Consider the following 21,044-nt stretch of genomic DNA (forward strand, 5'->3'; position numbering starts at 1 on the left):
TGAAACTCAGTATATTGCTTAATAACTGAACAACTTTGGGCTGCCATGTCTTCCAACCGAATTAAGCAACAAAGCCACCCGGCGTGTAAGTCATCAAGACGTTTCTCAGTCGCTTACTGCATTCCCCGCTCTTGTTCTGCACATCAAACTCAATCAGTTTGTTGTACACCTCATTCGCCAATTTTTCTTCCTGCTCTTCAGTAATAGCAATGCGTCCCATGCAAATCGGTGGTCGCACATCATGGCTGAACACTTCATCTCGAAAGCGCTTAGCGAACAAAGTATCGAGCTTAGAGCCTTCTTTGAAAATAAAGCGACCTTGGTCTTTAAAGCGGTATTGGGCCTCACCTTTTAGCTCGATGTAATCCATCATTTCCAATGCACGGAAATAAAGTGTGATCGAGGTATGGGTTAATTGGTATTTGCTCGCAATATCTTGCGGAGACCATTCCTTCCGACGCAATAAATACAAGAAATCAAACAAGTACGGATACTGGTGAAATATTTCACTGTTGATGTCAGTGATAAACTGCTCGTTCTCTTGTTGCAGCTGTTTACCACGCATGGACAATTCGACTAAGTCAGTATCTAAATGAGTGGCATACGAGAGTATTTTGTCCAACCCTAAAGACGTGTTGTGTAACTGTCTCTTAATGGTTGATAGAGGAATCCCCATTCCGGCAGAGAGATCGGAATAACAAATCCCTTTCTCTTTAATTTTTTCTCGTAAAGCAGCAAGTAAATACGTTGCAGAATTATTCATCTAACAATGCCTGTTTTAATTTCTTCAGCATCCCTGATGATATATTCAAGAGAATCCTACTCTTGTGATGCTGCTTCCAATTATCACCAGCATTCTTTATCAATTAAATCGATTTCAATGATGAGACTTTTACTTGTTGTTAACTGATCAAGTTTTACTCATTACGTTCACACTTTGACCAGTTATTTTAAGCCTTATCAGTATGGCGACGAGTATAATTGTTTTGATGCGTAAAATTAAGTTCACTTAGATTTTTAGTAAAATTTTTCTATCGAGAGATTAATTTCTTAGGTGGGAAGTATCAAAAAACTGTACTTAAAAATTTAGTCTCGCTTGAGATCACAGAATATTCGCGAGTGGCTGGTATTTCATCGAGTTAGTGACCAGTAAAAAGCTTGTTATAAGGAGCAAGAAAGTTAGTTAAATTAACCGAGGTATTATTGAAGCGCCGTCATATTATACCCGTATTTTTCTAGCTTGCTCACATAATTTATTGGCCTGCCACCAACATTTATTTTTATATTCTTTTGCCACGTAAATACTCTCTCCCGCCATCGGAGTCATAAGTTCAATGTGATCGGCTTGGCAATGTTCAATCAAGTCCTCAATGGGTTCATCCCATTTGTGCGTAAACAACTCATACGTTGCCCAGTGTACAGGTAGCAACTTCTTCGCTTGCAGATCTTTGAATGCGCGTACGGTGTGATGCGCTTGCATGTGTCCCCAGTTCTCAACCGGATAACCTTGGTTGCCTTTCACATCTGCCGCGACTTCCAAACAGGCGATATCAATCGGACCGCAACGCTGGGCGATTTGTGCAAAGTGACTATCGTACGCACTGTCGCCGCTGAAATAGAGGGTCTCTTGCTGACCTTTTACTACCCAAGAAGCCCATAAGGTCGAATTCTTATCCAGATAAGTGCGCCCTGAGTTGTGATTGGCTGGCGTGCATATCAACTCAACGTTGGCGTAATGAACGCTCTCCCACCAATCAAATTCCACCACGTTATCAGGTCTCACGCCCCAACGAATCAGATGCTTACCGACACCGAGTGGCACGTAAAATGTTACGGATTTATCAGAATAGTAACGTATGGTCGAAGCTTCGAGGTGATCGTAGTGATCATGAGAGATCACGATGACATCCGGAATCGGCAAGCTATCACGTACGGCTGTATTGGGGATATTGCGCTCAAACCATGCCTTAGCAATCAAAGGCGACGCATAGTCGAATACAGGGTCAGTCAGAATGCGCACGCCATCTGTCTCAATCATCAGAGTGGAATGCCCGAGCCAAGTGACTCGCATCGCTTGTTGTCGCTGTTTAAACCGCGTCGGCTCTATCGATGAATAAGGCAACTGTTTATCGGGACTGAGCGGCGAACGTCCGCCCATGTAGGCCCAGCACACTTGCCAAAAAGATTGAGGGCTTGGCACATTTGGCATCTTGTCTTTGACGCGTCCATGTTCAAATTGAGGTGAGTGGTTAATGCGATGCGCCAACTCCGCGTAGTAAGTGTGAGGAGTAATCAGTGATTGCGTTGCGCGCTCACGAGCCAAGTACGTGTTTTTAAGTGTCGTTTCAGACATGTCCTATCTACGTCTTGTTCACTAAACTATGGTTTTAGTTAAGCCTGCTTGTATGTCTTTTTCATGACCAAAATAGGGCGTAAGATGAAGATTAGGTTTCAGAGAAGTATTTCGGTCCTTTATCGGTCTTGATAAGGAAGAGAGAAGGAGAAAAGTTATGGTGACCTGCAGCCAATACGATTTTATTGAAATCGCCTGTATGTTTAATCTGCCCGTAGAAATCACCCTCAAAAACGGTGAGAAACATCAAGGCGGCGCATTTGATACAGGCTACGATATTGAACGACAAGAGTGCTTATTTTTGGATATCGATGGTGAGCACATTTCGTTCCCAACCGAACAATTGATTGCGATGAGAGCACTCAAAGACAATCCGCATTTCAGTGAAGTGACCTTCGGTTAATTGCTCGAAAACCGATAGAAAAGTCAGAGACAAAAAAGCGCCCTTAACTGGCTGAGTTAAGGGCGCTTTTGTTTGGCTTTAGAGGTTTACCTTGAGCGGATAAATATCAGCATCGGCATCATGATAACGAACATCACCCCAACCAACTGGAAGGTGTGCACAAAGGCCACCATTTGCGATTGCTGATGGAGCATGTTCTGGTATTGCTCCAATGCCGCAGGATCGGTAATCGATAATCCCTGTTTCGCAGCCCAGTCATGCAACACTGGGTTATAAGGGTTAAAGCCTTCTCCCAAAGCATGCCATTGCTGTTGGCTGTCACGGTATTGGTACGTAGTCGCAATCGAGATACCAAACGAACTACCAATGGTGCGGAACAGGTTAAAAATACTCGCCCCAGCCACCGACTGCTCTTTTGGCAATGTCATGTACGCCAGTGTCGATAAGGTCGAGAAGGTCAAACCTAAGCCCATACCTTGAATCATACTTGGCATCACGATCCAGAAGGTATCGATTTCCATGGAGTACAAGGTCATGAGATAACTACCAATACCGATACAGGTTAAGCCAAAGACAATCTTCAACCTTGGATCGAATTGTGGGTTAATCACAATCACCAATATCAGCATACAGGCAGACGCCAGCCCCCGTGGTGCCATTAACATACCCGTGGTGGATACTGGGTAGTTCAATAAGCTTTCGAGCAACATCGGTTGCTGAGTGGTCAAGCCGAACATAGCCATCGACACCACCGCCATCATCAAGGACGAGACCATGAGGTTTTTGTCCTTGAGGAGCCACAGAGGCGCAATGGGGCTCTTGGTCTTCCAACTGCGGTAAATCCACATGATTAAGCCCATGATCGCCAGCAGCACCGCGGTTTGGATAATGCGAGAGTTGAACCAGTCTTCGTCGTTACCTTTGTCGAGCACGAACTGCAACGCACCAACCCCAAGGGCCATATAACCAATGATCCACCAGTCGAAGTTCGGTTTGGATTTGTTGCTGATGTGGATGTAGCGATAAATCAGCGCAGTACACACCAAGCCAAATGGCAAGTTGACGTAGAAGATCCAACGCCAATTGATGTTGTCAGTAATCACACCGCCCACCACTGGGCCTAAAATCGGACCAAGCAAGATACCGATGGAGAAGATAGCCATCGCCTTGCCTTTTTGCTCAGAAGGGTAAATCTGAACCAATGTAGATTGCGCCAGTGGAATAACCGAGGCACCAAACGCACCTTGGATAATACGGAACACCACCATCTCTTCGAGTGAGCCCGCTTGCCCACAGAAAGCACTGGCAATCACAAAGCCGATGACCGCAACCAGCATGACTTTGCGCTCACCAAATCGCGATACCCAGAAACTGGTCATCGGAATAAAGATCGCCTCAGCCATGCTGTAGCCAGTTAGCACCCAAGTGATTTGGTCTGCCGTTGCGCCCAACGCGCCCATCATGTGTGAAAGCGACACGTTAGCAACGGTCATGTCTATCAGCACCATGATGGCCGAAAGCATCACGGCGACGGTGGCTATTCCCCGTTTGTCGGCCGTAATCTCGTTACTCATTGTGCGTTACTTTTCAGATCAACAGTCACTTCAGAACTTGCACCCACACGTAATTGTGGTGCACCTTCAGGCACTTCAAGCGTCAAACGTACAGGGAAGCGTTGTTTGATTTTCACCCAGTTACCGGTTGCATTTTCTGGTGGCATCAATGAGAAAGAGGTACCACTTGCTGGCGACAACTCTTCCACTTTCGCATCCCAAACCACATCTGGGTACATGTCGATCACGACTTCAGCATGCATGCCTGCTTTGATGTGCGTTAGGTCAGTTTCTTTAAAGTTTGCGCGTACCCAGTAGCTGTCTTTTACAATCACAGGGAACAGTGTTTGGCCAATGCCGACAACAGAACCAGTATGTGTGTTGATTTCACCCGCGATGCCATCGACAGGAGAAGTGATGTCGGTGTAGCTCAGGTTCAATTCCGCTTGTGCAAGTTGCGCCGCCGCTTGTTGAACAACCGCTGCTTCTGCGCCTTCTTCACCGCGATTTGCGATTGCTTTTTCAACCGTTGCACGTGCTTGTTCTAAGCTTGCTTGAGCATTAGCGAGTTTGTTCTTCGCAGTATCCAAATCTTGGTCAGACGCTAATTTGCGTTTCACTAGCGAGTTAGTACGTTTGTATTCCAACTGCGCTTCGGTCAGGTTAGAACGTGCAGCATCCAACCCTGCCACCGCTTCCGTCACTTGCTTGTCGGCTACGTCGTGCTGTTGCACCGCCAATTGGTAAGCTGCTTTCGCTTGTTTGACCGCGAGCAGATAAGGACGAGAATCAATCTTTAATAGCAGATCGCCTTTGTTCACCACTTGGAAGTCTTTGGCTTCTACTGAGATCACTTGGCCTTGAACCTGAGGAGCGACAGACAGGATTTTAGCTCTTACGTATGCATCTTCGGTACTTGGGTGACCATCAGAATATTGCCAAGACCAGTACATCGCACCGAAGCCGATAGCACAAACGAGAAGGAAAAGGATTTTGGTCAGTTTGGATTTCGAAGAGGATTTCTTCGCGATATCGTCGCTCATTTATATTGTCCAAGTGTTCAATTATGTGATCAGTGTAGGATTTTTCCGCTTTCGAACAACAAGATGATCTGAAAGGTTAAGATCCGATTTTGAGCGTTGATAATTTGTTCAAATGATGCGCAAAGATATTCACACTCCTTGGTACCCAAGTAACCTCGAGATGCTTGGGTATAAATGTGCATAAAGTATAGAAGACGCTAATCATTTCGCGACTTAGACAATCACATTGGCGAATATTCCAGACAGAAAAAAGCCCCGTTAGTCTTAACTCTAACAGGGCTTTATGGTTATTTATCTTTAACTATCAATGTGCTGTAGCAAGCTGCGCTGTTACTCTTCGGCGTTGTAGCCAAATCACAACACCAAACAGCAACATTGCCGGAATCCACATCCATTCTTTGCGATAACGCTCAACAGGCACACGCACATCGACAATTTGTTGGTCGAACTGCAATCCTGCCGCCTCTGCTGGACTAGCAAAGCTGACGATATCAATCAGGGTTTGTTCACCTTGCTGATAAGTAGCGATACCCAATGCGTCCAGTTTATCTTGTCCGGTTTCCCCTTCAGGAACCGACAACAGCACCGAGAACTCTCGTATCTTACCTACTGCATCTTCACCGCTGATGCGCATTCTTAGCACACCGTCCTCTTCTAGCGGCTCAAGCGTTTGTGCCAACTGGGCAGGATTACTCGATTGATAAGGGTCCACCACCATGTCGATCCAGAATCCCGGACGGAACAAGGTAAAGGCCACCAGCAATAGCAGAACGCCTTCGTACCAACGGTTACGAGTCAGGAACCAACCTTGCGTCGCCGCTGCGAATATCAACATCGCAATGGTAGAGATAACAAAGATGGCGATACCGTGCGCCCAATCGACATCAATCAACAACAAATCCGTATTGAAGATAAACAGGAACGGCAAAGCTGCGGTTCTTAGACTGTAGTAAAACGCGGTTAAGCCCGTCTTGATTGGATCGCCTTTCGACACCGCTGCAGCAGCAAACGAAGCCAGCCCCACTGGCGGCGTTACATCCGCCATGATGCCGAAGTAAAACACAAACAAGTGCACCGCAATCAACGGTACGATCAAACCGTGTTGTTGACCCAGCGTGACGATAACAGGCGCTAGCAAGCTCGATACCACGATGTAGTTCGCCGTCGTTGGTAAGCCCATGCCTAGAATCAAGCTCAATACTGCGGTAAGCATCAGCATGAGTAGCAAGTTGCCCATCGACAACATCTCAACCAAATCAGCCAATACTAAGCCAACACCCGTTTGCGATACCGCACCAACAATTACGCCTGCGGTGGCAGTCGCGATACCAATGCCGATCATGTTACGCGCACCAGCAATCAAGCCTTCACGCAAATCAATACAACCGTCTTTGAAGTTACCGTAATCGTGTTTGCCATCTTTACGCATCCAAGTCAGTAAAGGACGTTGAGTCAAAACGATCACCACCAGAATCACGCTGCCCCAAAAAGCAGATAACCCCGGAGACAGACGCTCAATCATCAAACACCAGACCAAGACCACCACAGGCAGTAGATAGTGCAGACCAGACAGCAAGACTGCGCGCGTATTTGGTAACTGTTCTAGCGGAGCATCTGGGTCCTCTTCTGGTAGCGGCTCATTGTTTGCCGCCACTTTTAGCAGCGCCAAGTACACCACCGCAAGAATCAACGCCATCCCCGGTAGGACAAAGTCCCCCAATACTGGCTTCAACCATCCTAAGCCGTAGTAGACCGCCATCGACAATCCAGAAATCAACGCCGCACCAAATGCAAAACCCGTGAGTCTCGCTAGCCAAGGTTTTGAACGTGCGGCATCAATCGGCTGCATGCCCAATTTGAGCGCTTCTAAATGAACAATATAAAGCAGGGCAATGTAAGAAATAGCAGCAGGTAAGAAGGCGTGCTTGATGATCTCTACATAAGGGATGCCGACGTATTCCACCATCAAAAACGCCGCAGCGCCCATAACAGGTGGCATGATTTGCCCGTTCACCGATGACGCCACTTCCACTGCACCGGCTTTCTCCGGAGAGAAACCAACTTTACGCATCATAGGAATAGTGAACGTACCCGTGGTCACTACGTTGGCGATAGACGAGCCCGAAATCAAACCCGTTAAGCCCGAGGCAACGACGGCCGCTTTTGCAGGACCACCACGCAAGTGACCCAACATGCTAAATGCCAATTGAATGAAGTAATGCCCTGCTCCAGCGCGTTCCAACAACGCACCAAACAGAACAAACAGGAATACAAAGCTGGTCGATACGCCAAGTGCAATACCAAACACACCTTCCGTAGTGATCCACTGGTGGTTAGCCAACGCATCCAACTGCACGCCTCGGTGGGACAATAAACCCGGCATGTATGGGCCTGCCAAGCTGTAGCCGATAAACACCAACGCAATCACAGGCAATGCTGGGCCCAATACACGACGCGCCGCTTCTAAAAGCAGAGGCAAACCAATCAATGCGGTAATAAAGTCTTCAGTGGTTAAGCTGCCCGGACGTTGTGCTAGTGCTTCGTACATAACAAACAAGTACAGCGAAGAGGCACAAGCAATCAAACCCAACATGATGTCGAAGGCAGGAACACGGTCGCGTGGGGAGCGCTTAAAAGCAGGGAAGACAAGGAAGGCAAGCAACAAGGCAAAGCCAAGGTGAATGGCGCGCGTTTCGGTGTCGTTCATTACACCGAAGCCAACAATAAAGGGCAGCGGAGACGCTATCCAAAGTTGAAACAGAGACCAAAGTAACGCCAAACCCGCAATCAGTTTTTCCATGATTCCGGTTGGCAGGCGAGCACCCACATCTTGGGCAATCAGTTCTTCTGCCGACAGCTCACTCGGATGCGTATCAGCATGGGACGTGGAGATCGTCTTATCCATAATTTTCTCACAAACAACAGAGAAGCAAGCGCTGCGAACCCATCACAGCGCTTGCTAAAAATTGAAGGTTCTAAGAATTACAACCAGCCGCGCTCTTTGTAGTAGCGCACCGCACCTTCATGCAATGGTGCAGACAGACCCACTTCAATCATTTCTGATTCTTTCAGGTCTTTAAATGCTGGGTGCAAACGCTTGAAGCGGTCTAGGTTGTCGAACACAGATTTCGTCAGTTGGTACACCAACTCAGGATCCGTCTCTGCTGTGGTTGAGAGCACCGCTTTGCCGCCGATAGATTGCGTATCGTTCGGGTTGCCACGGTACATTCCGCCTGGAATGGTTGCTTTGGTGAAGTACGCACGCTCGGCAAGTAACTTGTCGATTTCAGGACCAGTCACTGGTACTAGCACCGCATCCGTTGTGGTTGAGGCTTCTTGAATCGCGCCGTTTGGGTGGCCGACGAAGTAACTCATTGCATCGATGTTGTTGTCACTCATTGCGGAAGCTTGTTCTGCAGGTTTTAGATCCGATACCAAGCTGAACACATCTTGTGACCAGCCTTTTGCTTGCATCACTTGCTCAAACGTGTCGCGTTGACCAGAACCAGGGTTACCAATGTTGACGCGCTTGCCTTTCAAATCGTCGAAATTAGTGATGCCCGCGTCTTTACGCGCAAGAATGGTGAACACTTCACTTTGTAGTGAGAAAACGGCACGAATGTCCGTCATTGGTTGGTTATTTTGGAAAGGAGCCACACCTTCTAGGGCTTTGTATTGGTGGTCTGACTGCATAATGCCGAAGTTGTATTCGCCACTGCGCAAACCATTGACGTTTGCCACGCCACCACCACTGGCTGGTGCATTACATTTAATACTGTGGTCTGCCGCACCACGGTTTACAAAACGACAAATCGATTGGCCTGCCACGTAATAAACACCCGTTTGACCACCCGTGCCGATAGTAATAAATTTCTCTGCCGCACTTATTTTCTCACTGTATGAGAACAATGATACTGCCGAAGCAAATACTGCAATGAGTGTGGTTCCTTTCATTTTAAGTTCTTCCTGTCTATCGATTGAAAAATAAAGACATTTTTCTCAGCTAACGACAGCAAAACTGAAAAATACTCGCGTGAAAATTCCACGCTTTACGAGTAATTTTCCTTAGTCAGCCAGTCCTTAGCTTCATTTTGTAATATTTATTTTGACGTTCGATTAATAATTAACCGAATGCTTGTCATCGAATTTATCAGAACAATTTCAAAACCTAGCTATAGTAATTTTTCGCTTTTCTCAGCAATCGAGAATTAACAGAAAATTCATTTTTTAATCGATGCGTTTACAAATAGAAAAATCATAGAAATAGGAAGAGAAAGGAGAGATGGGTATAAGAGAAAATGAAATAAAAAAAGAGGGGCAATCCCCGCAACTGCCCCTAAAAGTCATGCCAATAATATTGTTGTTCTTTTGCTACTGCTTCTTCTTAGAACTTGTAACCGCCGCTGATCATGAATACCCAAGGGTTGATTTCAACGTCAGTTTTTTGTTTCGCGCCACCTGCTTTGTAGGTCGCTTCTGTTTCAATGTTTGCGTACCACGCTGATGCGTTTAGGAACCATTTATCGTTGATCATGTAGTCCACACCAACGTTTGCAGCTAGACCGAATGAATCATCCAATTTCAGATCAGAAAGGCCAGCGCCTTTACCTGTACCGTTAAAGCCTTCATCAAAGAAGATGGTGTAGTTTAGACCCGCACCCACGTATGGGCGGAATTTGCTTTGTGAGTCGCCAAAGTAGTACTGAACCATCACTGTTGGTGGTAGGTGTTTGGTGCTACCGATATCTTTGCCAACCAAATCAGTAGAGATATCATGGCTAAATGGTGTCGCAGCCAGTACTTCTAGACTGATGTTGTCGGTAAACATGTAACCAAACGTCAAACCCAGCTGGGTGTCTGAATTAACTTCTAACTCATATTGAGAACCCAAGATCTTGTCGCTGCTATCATTGGGTACAACCGATGCCGCACCAACACGTAGAATGAAGTCACCTTCACTGTGAGCGAAAACACTTGGAGACACTAACGCAGCAACCACTGCTAAACTGCAGATTGTTTTTTTCATTGTTATTTCCTTTTGTAGGGCTTTGTTTCTTTTTGTACTCAGCTGCGCTCTTGCCTTTCGGGCAGTTCCTTAATGAATCCAAAACCTTGAAGCACGCGAGTATCACTATTTTCTTGAGCTGCGCGCAATCTAGCATATAGAAACCCTACTATTTTGATGGAAATCAATTTGTGAAAAATATAGCTTTTACGTATACAAAAACGCCAAATTGATCAACAAATTATGCAAATAGGACACAATCCTGTAATGCAAACTGTGCGTGTGAGAAGCGTGCGTCGCAGTTCTCATTCCGTCTCCTCTGAGAGCCTCTGTGCTCAACAAAACTTTTTTCTCGATATGCTCGGGTTATTTTCAAAAAATACCCACTTCAAATCGCCAATTTGACCGCTTAAATTGGCGATTTTCGGCCTTTGTAAGCCACTGAAATACAACAAGTTATATTTCTGGAAAATCAGCCACTTAGGGTGTTAGTCTGCTTCCAACCGAACAAGGAAAAGATAAAAAGCCATGATTAAGACCGATCTCACTTTCGAACAAGAAGACTTTTCTCATCACGATTTGCAAAACACCACCTTTGAAAACTGCCGTTTTTATCAGTGCAATTTCGACCACGCCGATCTGAGTGATGCAAAGTTTATTGATTGCCGTTTTATCCAACCGAGCGACATAGAAGGCTGCAGTTTCCGTTATGCCAAACTGAAAGATGCCAGCTTTAGCAACTGCATGTTGGCTATGTCTCAGTTCAATGGCGCGGATTGCGTCGGCATCGAACTGCGCAAATGCGATTTGAAGGGCGCAAACTTTCAAAGTGCCAACTTCGCTAATCGCGTCAGCAACACGGTTTTCTTCTGTATCGCTTACATCACGGGCTGCAACTTGGCTTACACCAACTTTGAGCGCGCACTGCTAGAGAAATGCGACCTGTTTGAAAACCGATGGAACGGTGCCAATTTGATGGGCGCGAGCTTTAAAGGTTCTGACTTATCGAGAGGAGAATTCAGTCGAGAACAATGGGGCAGCTTTAATATAAAAGAGAGCGATCTTACCCACGTCGACTTAGAAGGCTTGGACATTCGCCGCGTCTCTTTATACGGTGTTAAGATCTGTGACTGGCAACAAGAACAATTGCTCTCGCCATTTGGCCTGATCGTTATTTAGGAAACATTATGAACCTGTTTAAAGACCTACCCAGTGATCTGAGTGAAGAAGTGTTCGAAGATTTACTCACACATAAACAACTACGCATCGAGCGTATTGTCTCAAAAGGGCAAACCACGCCAGAGGACGAATGGTACGATCAAGAAGAACATGAGTGGGTGTTGGTGCTGCAAGGCGCAGGCGAACTGACTTATGAAGATGGAGCTGTAAAACGTTTAGAAGCCGGTGACTACATCAACATTCCAGCGCATACAAAGCATCGCGTCAGTTGGACAGACCCAGAACAAGAGACAATTTGGTTGGCAGTTTTCTACCGTTAGATTTTCGACTTTGTTGTTATTCCGACGAGCAGGTAAAGAAAAACGGGGGAAAGAAACCCTAACTTTCCCCATGTGCGCAATAAAGGGTCTAGGTGAGGCGCAAAAGAAATTGAAGTCATGACTCCGACCCAGTCTCCCAACCGTTACTCAGAAATGAACCTAGTCATCACTTCAATGTTCATGGATAAAAACGTGTTATTGGCGTGAGAGTGTGTTTTGTTTGCGGTTGTATTCGAATCGATGGCTTTGCTCAACGCTGTCTTTGACTTCTAGCCCTTCCATCGTCGTTGTGCCTATCTCCAGCCGAACTTGATCATTGTTTAAGTCCACTATCAGCTCATCATATTGGCTTTTTTCACCATTATCGTCGTACTGCAAACGCACCTTGTACGTGCCTTTGCTTGCATCATATTCAGCTTGATAACCTTGGTTGAACGCCTCAATCGCAATGCCTTCTAGATACACCACCATGTCAACACGCGTTGGTGCTTCAGTGAATTTATAGGTTGAGATACCAAAACGGGTTTCGATGATGTCCGCTTCATAGAAGAAGTGTTCAATCTCGTTTGATGAGCTGACCATCACCATTTCAGGTGTTAGGCGCATCAAGTGAAACTCAAAAATCAGAGAAGTTTTGTTGTCACCAACATTCGGGACTAATGCTTCTAACTCCGCGAGGGTACTCACATTAAAGTCACGCAAAATGTTTAGTGAGAGTCGATCGAGCGTGTAAGTCACTTTGCGAGACAAGTTCTCGGCCTCAAAGCCCAGTAAGTCATCGCTGATGGTGTCGGTAATCGAACGATGCAGCAGAACGATACCGTCCACCTCATAGTTCGCTCTGTGATCTTTAAATTTAGGCACAGAGTCTGTCGTTATTCCTTCGCCACCACAGCCACTCAGTGCAAACATCACCGCAATACTCGCTATTGCTTTATGCATCTATACACGCTCCTTTACCAAGACGGCGGCAGTGTAACGATTGCGGCAACGAGTTGATGTAAGCGTATGTAAGACGGGCTTATTATTACAACTAAGTAAAAGTCATTTGAATTTTTATGGGATTATCATTTCATTCGACATCAATATACTAGCCCCATTCCAAATTAACCGATGACGAACGATAACAATGAGCTGGTTTTTCTTACTTTTAGGCGTGGGCGCAGAAGCCCTTTCACACGTTGCACTCAAAGCCACTGATGGCTTTAGCAAACCGCTGCCCGCAACCCTTGTCTTGATTGGTCACTTGGCTGCTTTTGTCTGTTTGGCGCAGGCGATGAAAGGCGGCATGCCAGTTGGCATTGTTCACGCCCTTTGGGCAGGTTTGGCAATTGTATCGGTGACGTTAATCTCGCAATTGGTTTACCGCCAGCACATGGATACTAGCCTTTGGATTGGCATGGCACTTATCGCAGCGGGCGTGATGGTGATAAACTTCTCTCACGGACACGCACACTAAACCATAAGGCAGCGGATTGTCAGATAGCCAAAAGCCCTCTCTCGCACTGTTTGATTTTGATGGCACCATCACCGATGAGGATATGTTTAGCGCCTTCCTCCGCTATTCTGTTTTTGGCCTGCGCAAGTGGGTCGGAAACATTGTGATTCTGCCGTTCTATGCACTCTACAAGGCAGGCGTCATTCCTGCTAAACGAATGCGCCCTATCGCTAGTTTCATCGCCTTTGCAGGAAGACGAACGCAAGAAGTTGAGGCGTTAGGAGCCCAGTTTGCAAAAGAGATGATTACAAAACACATTCGTCCAGAAGCCCGAGCGAAACTGGAATGGCACCAAGCGCGAGGCGACACCATAGTCGTGGTCTCAGCGTCACTTAACGCCTACTTAAAACCATGGAGCCAAACGCACGGCTACCAATTACTTTGTAGTGAGTTACTCGGCGAAAATGAACACATTAGTGGTCGTTACCAAAGTGGCGATTGCAGTTTGGAAAGAAAGGTCGAACGTGTTCAACGTGCTTATGACTTGAGCCAATACGAAACGATTTACGCTTACGGCGACACCCACGAAGACATTCCGATGCTCAAATTAGCCAGCCATGCGATGATGAATTGGCAACCTTGGCAAAGCGAAAACAGCCTGAATTAAAACAGAAAACCCTTCTCAATTGAGAAGGGTTTTGCGTATTTGAAACGAGTGAAACTTAACGCCAAACACCCCATTCACCTGTGGTTCCCGGCTCTTCGCCAGTTGTCCACCACTGCGCAGTCCATTCACGACCATTGTGCGTCACGACATCACCTTGGTTGTACACTGCATCTTTGCTCCAAAGGTTGGTCGGCTCAACTGGTGGCGTGGTATCACCTTTAATCAATGACAACGCGTAGCTAAAGTTAGCGTTCGGAGCCAACACTTGGTTTGCGTAGATGTTGTTGGTATCGAACATATAGTGGTTCATTGCTTCGTGCCAAATACCCACGTACCAATCGCCCGTTTGCTGCGAGTTAAATTGGTCAGCTAACTCCGCAGCCCACGTTGTGGTGTTGTTTGCACTGATTGGTAGTGACAGATCGACGATCTCGCTGCCCGTTGCATTAAACGTGCGGAAGCGTACCGTATCTCCCGCCTCTACCGGACCAAAGCCTTGTGGGACAAAGTAACCCAGAGCAGTCAGGTTGTTTGCCGGATCGGTTGGGTCTACTGGATCGGTTGGAGGCGTTGTACCATTGCCGTTCAAGGTAATGTCACTACAGTTGTAGAAGCCCTCACCTGCCACATCAATACGTTGCCAACGAGTATAGAGAATCGCATCACCTGAACGATCGGCTGGGAAGGTTACCTGCATACGGTAGCGTTTTTCTGCATCCACATACACATCGCCAGCAGTATCAATCAGCTCTAAATCATCCCAAGTCAGTGGTTGCGCATCATCATATGTTGGCTTAGAAAGATAGAACTCCCAGTAAGACGGGTTATGCGGTGCTTTGCCGAAGAACACCAATTCGATTTGATTGTTTGCATCTGGCGTCACGTTAGTACGTTGCCAATTTGGAGATGGGATATTCAAACCTTTCTTAGCAGCATCACCCGCTGAACAAAGTTCACCGTCACGAACAATCGCTTTCACATGCGCCATATCGCGGTAGTTCGGCACGTTTGCAGCAATCTCGCTACGTTGTACGAAGGGATATGCGCCCGACTCGTCATAAGCGGCCTGACAAGCTTGGTTTGGGATTTCATTGGTCCAAAAGCCGCCATCTAAATAACAAGTATTTTGACGTGCACTTGGAAACTCGACCCAGCCATGAGCGCTGACATTAAAAGAGCTTAAAGCCGCAACTGCGCCCAAGCTTGCAAGAGGAAGGGTTACGTATGATTTCATCATTCATCCTTAAATTTTCAGATCCACTGCACGCGAACCGGGCAGCGACGTAGAAAAACTAGCAGGATGCGATTATTTAGAAGGTGAGAATAAATACTGGAATTGTCAGATTGCAGACTGCTTTCCAGCATTTTATGTGGACTTTACTCATACTCGACTGACTCTTTCGAGTCACTTCAAATTGATGTGCCACAAAACAATGTTCTCTATACGAGCTATCGCTCATCTTTTGGCGTGTCCATCACCACCATGGTCGTAATGGCTTTAACGTGTTCGCATTCCCCAAGAACATCGGCATGAAACGCTTTGTACGCTGCAAGATCTTGAGTTTCGACTCTTAATAAGTATTCATTTGAACCCGTAATGTTGTGGCACTCGACAACTTGGTCGACAAATCGAACGTGCTCTTCAAAGCCTAGTTGCGCGTGTTTGGAATGCGATGCCAAGCCTATCGACACATAAGCGACAAAACCGACGCCCATTTGCTGATTATCCAGCACCGCTCGATAACCTTTGATCACGCCTTTTCGCTCCAAATCTTGCACTCGACGCAAGGTCGCGGATGGCGATAATCCAACTCGTTCAGACAGCTCCACATTGGAAATTCTTCCGTCTGATTTCAGCGCTTGCAATATTCTTTCGTCAAATCTATCCATGATGCTCTTTTGTTGTTTAGCGAGTGAGTATTCGTCAAATAAAAGCACAAAATTGATGGCGCTTCTACCTATCATTGTTCTCGACCGGTCAGAAAACGTAATCCCTTGCCCGCTTATGTGTAGGCAAAACAGAAATGCAGGAACACATTATGGAATACCATCAACTTGGTGCGTTGGCACTGTTTGCGTTTGTCTCGACCTTCACTCCAGGACCGAACAACATCATGCTTATGACGTCTGGTGCTAACGTCGGCTTTAAGCGCACTATCCCACACATGTTAGGCATCACACTGGGTTTCGCTGCGATGCTGATTTTGGTTGGCATTGGTCTTATGGGCTTGTTTCATGCGTATCCGATCACGCATAGCATCCTGAAGGTAATGAGCCTGACTTACTTGTTGTACCTCACGTACAAAATCGCAACCAGCAGCAAAACGGAAGTCAAAGATGATTACCGACCAATGAGCTTTTGGGGTGCAGTGGCGTTTCAATGGGTGAACCCTAAAGGCTGGTCCATGGCACTCACTGCCATCACCGTATACAGCAGTGGCGGATCTTGGCTAGAACTGGCTTTTATCGCCGGCATCTTCTGCTTAGCAAACCTGCCTTCTGTGACTTTTTGGACGGCGGCAGGCATGCAACTTCAACGTTGGTTGACCACGTCTAAACGCGTAAAAGGCTTCAACTATGGCATGGCGGCGCTTCTACTTTTGTCGACTATCCCAATGATATAAATGACAAAATAATGAAAGATAAGTGTGACTTATGCCAAGTTTTAGCTAGTCCTTTGTTCGGTAAGTACAAATAATCGCCACTTCCACGGATGGATTGGGTCATAGTAGCAACAGCAGTGACTAGAACATAAAAACTTAATAAGCATCCGCCTGAGCTAATTTACCGATTAGGCGCACTTCATCACTGCTTTGTCACGGCGCTGTATTTTGCCGCGACAATCGATTCACTCTGACCGACAAGCACGATGCTGACAGGTCTGTCATACAAGGAGCGTTACACAATGCGTACTCGCAAGCTCATTCTTGCTACCGCTTTTGGCTTACTCGTTTCGGGTTGTAGCCAAACCTCGACCACCACGACCGCAGAGGTCATTCCGCCAGAATATCCGGTGGAATATTTCTTCCGTAATTCAGAAGTATCGAGCTACCAAATCTCCCCAGCTGGCGATTACATTTCGATGATGAAACCGTGGCAAGATCGTAAAAATGTCTTTGTTCATCCCGTGGGTAAAGCCGATCAAGTCAAGCGCATCACATCCATTGCCGATCGCGACATCGCTTACTACTACTGGGTTGGCGATGACACCATCATCTACTCTCGCGACACAGGTGGTGATGAAAACTTCTACCTCGTTACGGTGAACGTAAAAACGGGCGAAGAGAAAACCATCACACCAACGTCCGGTGTCGTGGCTTATGTTATCGACACCTTAGAAAGCCAGCCTGACGACATTCTTATCACGACTAACGAACGTAACCGACAGGTGTTTGATGTTTATCGTCATAACTTGAAAACCGGTGAAAACACGCTGGTTGCGCAAAACCCAGGCAACGTGCGTTACTGGGGTACGGACCACGATGGGAACATTCGTGTGATTTCGACGTCAGACGGCGTAAACACCGCAGTCCTCTATCGTGACACTGTGGATGAAGAGTTCCGTCCATTGAAAAACCTCACCTTCAAAGAAGACTTTTCGCCAATCTCGTTCACACCAGACAACAAGAACCTATATGTTGCTTCTCGTATTACCCGCGATAAATCCGCGATCATTGAATATGATGTGAAAGCGAACAAAGAAGTGCGCGAGATCTTCTCTCATCCAGAAGTGGACGTTACGAATGCGAGCTACTCAAACGCACTGAACAAGCTCACGACGATCTCTTATGTAACGGACAAGCGTCAATACCATTTCCTTGATAAAGGTTATGAAGAAACTTTTGAGCGTCTGCAAGAAAAGCTTCCGGGCGTTGAAATCTCGGTGAACAACACGACTCGCGACGAGAGAAAAATGATTGTCGTGACCTACAGCGACACCGACCGTCCAAATTACTATTACTACGATCGCGATTCAGACCAACTTGAGAAGTTAGCTGCAAACGCACCTTGGCATAAACCAGAAGACATGGCGGAGATGAAGCCAATCACTTATACCGCTCGCGATGGCTTAACCATTCATGGTTATCTGACACTGCCAAAAGGTCGTGAAGCGAAAGACTTACCACTATTGGTATTGCCACACGGCGGTCCTTGGGCACGCGACCATTGGGGCTTCCAACCAGAAGTTCAGCTGTTTGCCAACCGTGGTATCGCAGTACTGCAGATGAACTTCCGTGGCTCAACAGGTTATGGCCGTGAGTTTTGGGAGAAGTCGTTCAAGCAATGGGGTCAGTCGATGCAAGACGACATCACGGACGGCGTAAAATGGGCGATTGACCAAGGTTACGCACAAGATGGCGAAGTGTGTATCTACGGCGCATCTTACGGTGGTTACGCGACATTGGCTGGTGTGACGTTTACGCCAGACCTGTACAAATGTGGCATCGACTACGTTGGCGTGTCTAACCTGTTCACCTTCATGGATTCTATCCCACCATACTGGGCACCTTTCCTAGCCATGCTGCATGAGCAAGTGGGCAATCCGGAAGATCCAGAAGATGCGAAAATGATGAAAGCCTACTCACCGGTGTTCCACGTAGACCAAATCAAAGCTCCACTGTTGGTTCTGCAAGGCGCGAAAGACCCACGAGTGGTGAAGAGTGAATCTGACCAAATCGTTAATGCACTGCGCGACCGCGGCGTTGAAGTGGAGTACATCGTTAAGGAGAACGAAGGTCACGGCTTCCGCTCTCTTGAAAACCGCCTCGATGGTTACCAAGCGATGGATCGATTCCTGAAGACGCATTTGTTAGAACAAACACAGTAAACAAGCTCCATTCTTCTCTCAAGGGCACTTCGGTGCCCTTTTTTTATTGTCCCGTCACTATCTTATAAAGCGGGACGACGAAGTGTTCATTTGAACGAGGCGTACCGAAATTAAATCGCCGATTCTTAGATCAGAGTGTAAATTTAGATAAAGACACTATCTGCCTTATTGAGATGCTGTTAATCTTAGATGAGAAAGAGAATAGTTATCAAACGTAGTGAAATGTGAATTAAAATGAAAAAGAAACCACAACCAAAAAGCCTCGTTGTCATCAACACACAAGCCGTCACACCGAACATGCAGCGCATTACCCTGCAAGGTGACGCGCTAGGCAACTTCCCTCAAGATTGCGAAGGCAGCTACATCAAGCTGTTGTTCAATGAAACTGGCGGCACCGATATTCAAGGCTTCTCAGAAGACAACCGCCCTGTCATGCGTACTTACACCATTCGTCGCTTCGACCCACAAGCATGCACGATTGAAGTCGATTTCGTACGTCACATCACCAAAGACTTACAATGTGGCTTTGCCGCGCGTTGGGCAATGTCTGCCAAAGAAGGCGACACCATTAACATCGCAGGCCCAGGCAGCATCTCGAACCTAAATACAGAAGCAGATTGGTTCTTTATGGCAGCGGACATGACTGCTCTGCCAGCACTGTCTGCAAAGATTCGCACTCTACCAGAGGACGCAACAGGTTATGCGGTGATCAGTGTGATCTCTGAAGCGGATATCCAAGCTCTCGAAGCACCAGCAGGTATGGAAATCCATTGGATCACAGAGCAATCACTCGAAGATAAAGTTCGCTCGCTGGAATGGAAAACAGGTGAAGCAGCAGTGTGGTGTGCTTGTGAGTTCGACTCGATGCGTGCGCTACGCCAATACTTCCGTAACGAAAAAGAAGTGGAACGTGAAAACCTTTACCTCAGCAGTTACTGGAAACAAGGCGTATCAGAAGATGGCCACAAGGTCATCAAGCGCGAAGATGCAGAATTAAACGAGCAGTAAATGTAACTTTATATTACTTTTACTATAGATAATGCTGAGTTTTTTGGTCGAAAGCTCAGCGTTTATTTTTTATATCCTATAAATATCAACAAATTACAACCAACCTCACTTCTTCTATCTAAAAACACCACTTCAATCACTATAACAAATCCATATAGAGTCTATCTTTTAACCTCGCTAAGCTGTCGATAATCTACCCACCATAGCGACGAGGCAAGCATGAACACCGATAAAGTAAAAGCCTTTGTAAATGCCGCTGAGCTTGGCTCTTTTTCTGCCGCAGCACGAAAACAAGGTAAAGCGCAGTCTTGGATTAGCAATGCCATCAGTGATTTAGAGATCGATTTATCGGTCGAGTTATTCTCACGTGACGGTTATAAACCAAAACTCACCGCAGAGGGCGAAAATTTGCTCGGCTATGCCAAAAGTATGCTCGCAGCAGAGAGTAAGTTTTTGCGCCATGCGGAACACTTGGCTCAAGGCGTTGAGGATAAAGTCGTGGTCGCCATTGATGACTGGCTAGTAGATGACAAGATGCGACAAATCATCATTGGGTTTCAACAACAGTTTCCTCAAGTGGAATTGGTACTTCATAAGCGGCCAACTCAAGATTTGGTTGCCATGATAGAAGCGGATGAAGTCGATTTAGCACTGATTGTTGGGCGACATTTTTTTGATAGTACAATCCAATATCAAACCATTGATTACGTGAAAACCTGTTTAATTTGTGCACGAGATAATCCTCTGCAACATAAAGTCGTCGTGCCAAGTGATTTAGTAGGCACGACTCAAATAACACGCAGTAGCGTATTCAATTTGGACAACCGCTTCCTCGATCTAGAAGAAGTAAACAAGGTAAGAATTGATGACATTGAGACAAGCATAGAGCTTGTAAGCAGAGATGTCGGTTGGGTTATCGTCCCATTGGAATTGGCGAGAAAAAACTCACATAAAGTGGTTGTCACCCAGACTAGTCTTGGTGAAAAAGGAATCTTGTTCCGAATGGACATGATCACATCAGAAATTCGAGCCAACGGTATTGCGACTGATTGGCTGAAAAAAACATTGATTACTGAATATGCATAAAGGCAGTTTTAGAAAATAGGAGGCAATATACGAATATAGATCTATCGTAAATCTGAAGTTTACTTTTTTATTCTGTTTATATCCGGCTTTGTTGCTTAATTCGCTGAGAAGACATGGCAGCCCCATGTTGAGCAGTTCTTAAACAACATGCTGAGTTTCAG

At 46.3% G+C, this 21,044-nt stretch carries 18 protein-coding genes and 1 pseudogene; 9 read left to right on the forward strand and 10 right to left on the reverse strand.

What is annotated here, in order from left to right:
• Nucleotides 1-76 precede the first annotated feature (76 nt).
• Nucleotides 77-763 (reverse strand): annotated as a pseudogene (locus OQJ86_RS24040) (transcriptional regulator); the annotation flags it as partial.
• A 456-nt stretch (nt 764-1,219) separates the two neighbouring features.
• Nucleotides 1,220-2,353, reverse strand: coding sequence for an MBL fold metallo-hydrolase (locus tag OQJ86_RS24045; protein ID WP_265991600.1), 1,134 nt, complete (start codon nt 2,351-2,353; stop codon nt 1,220-1,222).
• 157 nt (nt 2,354-2,510) lie between these two features.
• On the opposite strand from OQJ86_RS24045, the gene OQJ86_RS24050 reads away from it, so the two are divergent.
• A complete protein-coding gene (locus tag OQJ86_RS24050) occupies nt 2,511-2,756 on the forward strand; it encodes a Rho-binding antiterminator (protein WP_265991602.1) in 246 nt (81 codons plus the stop codon).
• Between the two features lie 86 nt (nt 2,757-2,842).
• Here the strand turns inward: OQJ86_RS24050 and OQJ86_RS24055 are convergent, their stop codons facing one another.
• The 5 genes from OQJ86_RS24055 to ompW all read right to left on the reverse strand — a co-directional run bounded on the left by OQJ86_RS24055 (nt 2,843) and on the right by ompW (nt 10,378).
• Nucleotides 2,843-4,330, reverse strand: coding sequence for an MDR family MFS transporter (locus OQJ86_RS24055; RefSeq protein WP_005434843.1), 1,488 nt, complete (start codon nt 4,328-4,330; stop codon nt 2,843-2,845).
• Entirely contained in the window at nt 4,327-5,352 is a 1,026-nt protein-coding gene (locus OQJ86_RS24060; RefSeq protein WP_038869708.1) for an HlyD family secretion protein, read from the reverse strand. The genes OQJ86_RS24055 and OQJ86_RS24060 overlap by 4 nt, the downstream gene beginning before the upstream one ends.
• A gap of 304 nt (nt 5,353-5,656) precedes the next feature.
• A complete protein-coding gene (locus OQJ86_RS24065) occupies nt 5,657-8,257 on the reverse strand; it encodes a TRAP transporter permease (RefSeq protein WP_265991605.1) in 2,601 nt (866 codons plus the stop codon).
• Nucleotides 8,258-8,334: 77 nt separating this feature from the next.
• On the reverse strand, nt 8,335-9,306 hold the full coding sequence (locus tag OQJ86_RS24070; protein ID WP_020195112.1) for a TAXI family TRAP transporter solute-binding subunit: 972 nt from the start codon (nt 9,304-9,306) through the stop codon (nt 8,335-8,337).
• A 430-nt stretch (nt 9,307-9,736) separates the two neighbouring features.
• Complete coding sequence (gene ompW / locus OQJ86_RS24075; protein WP_042601106.1) at nt 9,737-10,378, reverse strand: outer membrane protein OmpW; 642 nt, start codon at nt 10,376-10,378, stop codon at nt 9,737-9,739.
• 507 nt (nt 10,379-10,885) lie between these two features.
• Here ompW and OQJ86_RS24080 point away from each other — a divergent pair.
• Both OQJ86_RS24080 and OQJ86_RS24085 read left to right on the forward strand, forming a co-directional pair.
• A complete protein-coding gene (locus OQJ86_RS24080; RefSeq protein WP_265991608.1) occupies nt 10,886-11,536 on the forward strand; it encodes a Qnr family pentapeptide repeat protein in 651 nt (216 codons plus the stop codon).
• Nucleotides 11,537-11,544: 8 nt separating this feature from the next.
• Entirely contained in the window at nt 11,545-11,856 is a 312-nt protein-coding gene (locus OQJ86_RS24085) for a cupin domain-containing protein (RefSeq protein WP_265991610.1), read from the forward strand.
• 195 nt (nt 11,857-12,051) lie between these two features.
• On the opposite strand, the gene OQJ86_RS24090 is transcribed toward OQJ86_RS24085, so the two are convergent.
• Entirely contained in the window at nt 12,052-12,798 is a 747-nt protein-coding gene (locus tag OQJ86_RS24090) for a hypothetical protein (protein ID WP_265991612.1), read from the reverse strand.
• Nucleotides 12,799-12,985: 187 nt separating this feature from the next.
• Between OQJ86_RS24090 and OQJ86_RS24095 the strand changes: the two genes are divergently transcribed.
• Nucleotides 12,986-13,315 (forward strand): DMT family transporter, encoded by a 330-nt coding sequence (locus OQJ86_RS24095; RefSeq protein ID WP_005533114.1) that lies wholly within the window; start codon nt 12,986-12,988, stop codon nt 13,313-13,315.
• 16 nt (nt 13,316-13,331) lie between these two features.
• A complete protein-coding gene (locus OQJ86_RS24100) occupies nt 13,332-13,961 on the forward strand; it encodes an HAD family hydrolase (protein WP_265991614.1) in 630 nt (209 codons plus the stop codon).
• A gap of 55 nt (nt 13,962-14,016) precedes the next feature.
• Here the strand turns inward: OQJ86_RS24100 and OQJ86_RS24105 are convergent, their stop codons facing one another.
• On the reverse strand, nt 14,017-15,195 hold the full coding sequence (locus OQJ86_RS24105; RefSeq protein WP_265991616.1) for a lytic polysaccharide monooxygenase: 1,179 nt from the start codon (nt 15,193-15,195) through the stop codon (nt 14,017-14,019).
• A 215-nt stretch (nt 15,196-15,410) separates the two neighbouring features.
• Complete coding sequence (locus tag OQJ86_RS24110; protein WP_027726611.1) at nt 15,411-15,851, reverse strand: Lrp/AsnC family transcriptional regulator; 441 nt, start codon at nt 15,849-15,851, stop codon at nt 15,411-15,413.
• A gap of 149 nt (nt 15,852-16,000) precedes the next feature.
• Here OQJ86_RS24110 and OQJ86_RS24115 point away from each other — a divergent pair, with 149 nt between their 5' ends.
• From OQJ86_RS24115 to OQJ86_RS24130, 4 genes are all read left to right on the forward strand, one after another.
• On the forward strand, nt 16,001-16,585 hold the full coding sequence (locus tag OQJ86_RS24115) for a LysE family translocator (protein WP_054756602.1): 585 nt from the start codon (nt 16,001-16,003) through the stop codon (nt 16,583-16,585).
• Nucleotides 16,586-16,866: 281 nt separating this feature from the next.
• A complete protein-coding gene (locus OQJ86_RS24120; protein ID WP_009706785.1) occupies nt 16,867-18,789 on the forward strand; it encodes an alpha/beta hydrolase family protein in 1,923 nt (640 codons plus the stop codon).
• A 234-nt stretch (nt 18,790-19,023) separates the two neighbouring features.
• The gene (locus OQJ86_RS24125) at nt 19,024-19,797 is read left to right on the forward strand and encodes a siderophore-interacting protein (RefSeq protein WP_078610193.1); all 774 of its coding nucleotides are present in this window, start codon (nt 19,024-19,026) and stop codon (nt 19,795-19,797) included.
• Between the two features lie 219 nt (nt 19,798-20,016).
• Nucleotides 20,017-20,883, forward strand: coding sequence for a LysR family transcriptional regulator (locus OQJ86_RS24130; RefSeq protein ID WP_265991621.1), 867 nt, complete (start codon nt 20,017-20,019; stop codon nt 20,881-20,883).
• Nucleotides 20,884-21,044 lie beyond the last annotated feature (161 nt).

The organism is Vibrio sp. Sgm 5, from assembly GCF_026241575.1.
Taxonomy (GTDB): Bacteria; Pseudomonadota; Gammaproteobacteria; order Enterobacterales; family Vibrionaceae; genus Vibrio; species Vibrio jasicida.

What these genes read in the sequence shown, in the direction of transcription:
- OQJ86_RS24065 (WP_265991605.1), bottom strand. Translation starts at nt 8,257, where the DNA reads ATGGATAAGACGATCTCCACGTCCCATGCTGATACGCATCCGAGTGAG.
- OQJ86_RS24110 (WP_027726611.1), bottom strand. Translation starts at nt 15,851, where the DNA reads ATGGATAGATTTGACGAAAGAATATTGCAAGCGCTGAAATCAGACGGA.
- OQJ86_RS24115 (WP_054756602.1), top strand. Translation starts at nt 16,001, where the DNA reads ATGGAATACCATCAACTTGGTGCGTTGGCACTGTTTGCGTTTGTCTCG.
- OQJ86_RS24060 (WP_038869708.1), bottom strand. Translation starts at nt 5,352, where the DNA reads ATGAGCGACGATATCGCGAAGAAATCCTCTTCGAAATCCAAACTGACC.
- OQJ86_RS24045 (WP_265991600.1), bottom strand. Translation starts at nt 2,353, where the DNA reads ATGTCTGAAACGACACTTAAAAACACGTACTTGGCTCGTGAGCGCGCA.
- OQJ86_RS24090 (WP_265991612.1), bottom strand. Translation starts at nt 12,798, where the DNA reads ATGCATAAAGCAATAGCGAGTATTGCGGTGATGTTTGCACTGAGTGGC.
- OQJ86_RS24080 (WP_265991608.1), top strand. Translation starts at nt 10,886, where the DNA reads ATGATTAAGACCGATCTCACTTTCGAACAAGAAGACTTTTCTCATCAC.
- OQJ86_RS24130 (WP_265991621.1), top strand. Translation starts at nt 20,017, where the DNA reads ATGAACACCGATAAAGTAAAAGCCTTTGTAAATGCCGCTGAGCTTGGC.
- OQJ86_RS24105 (WP_265991616.1), bottom strand. Translation starts at nt 15,195, where the DNA reads ATGAAATCATACGTAACCCTTCCTCTTGCAAGCTTGGGCGCAGTTGCG.
- OQJ86_RS24055 (WP_005434843.1), bottom strand. Translation starts at nt 4,330, where the DNA reads ATGAGTAACGAGATTACGGCCGACAAACGGGGAATAGCCACCGTCGCC.
- OQJ86_RS24120 (WP_009706785.1), top strand. Translation starts at nt 16,867, where the DNA reads ATGCGTACTCGCAAGCTCATTCTTGCTACCGCTTTTGGCTTACTCGTT.
- ompW (WP_042601106.1), bottom strand. Translation starts at nt 10,378, where the DNA reads ATGAAAAAAACAATCTGCAGTTTAGCAGTGGTTGCTGCGTTAGTGTCT.
- OQJ86_RS24070 (WP_020195112.1), bottom strand. Translation starts at nt 9,306, where the DNA reads ATGAAAGGAACCACACTCATTGCAGTATTTGCTTCGGCAGTATCATTG.
- OQJ86_RS24125 (WP_078610193.1), top strand. Translation starts at nt 19,024, where the DNA reads ATGAAAAAGAAACCACAACCAAAAAGCCTCGTTGTCATCAACACACAA.
- OQJ86_RS24095 (WP_005533114.1), top strand. Translation starts at nt 12,986, where the DNA reads ATGAGCTGGTTTTTCTTACTTTTAGGCGTGGGCGCAGAAGCCCTTTCA.
- OQJ86_RS24050 (WP_265991602.1), top strand. Translation starts at nt 2,511, where the DNA reads ATGGTGACCTGCAGCCAATACGATTTTATTGAAATCGCCTGTATGTTT.
- OQJ86_RS24085 (WP_265991610.1), top strand. Translation starts at nt 11,545, where the DNA reads ATGAACCTGTTTAAAGACCTACCCAGTGATCTGAGTGAAGAAGTGTTC.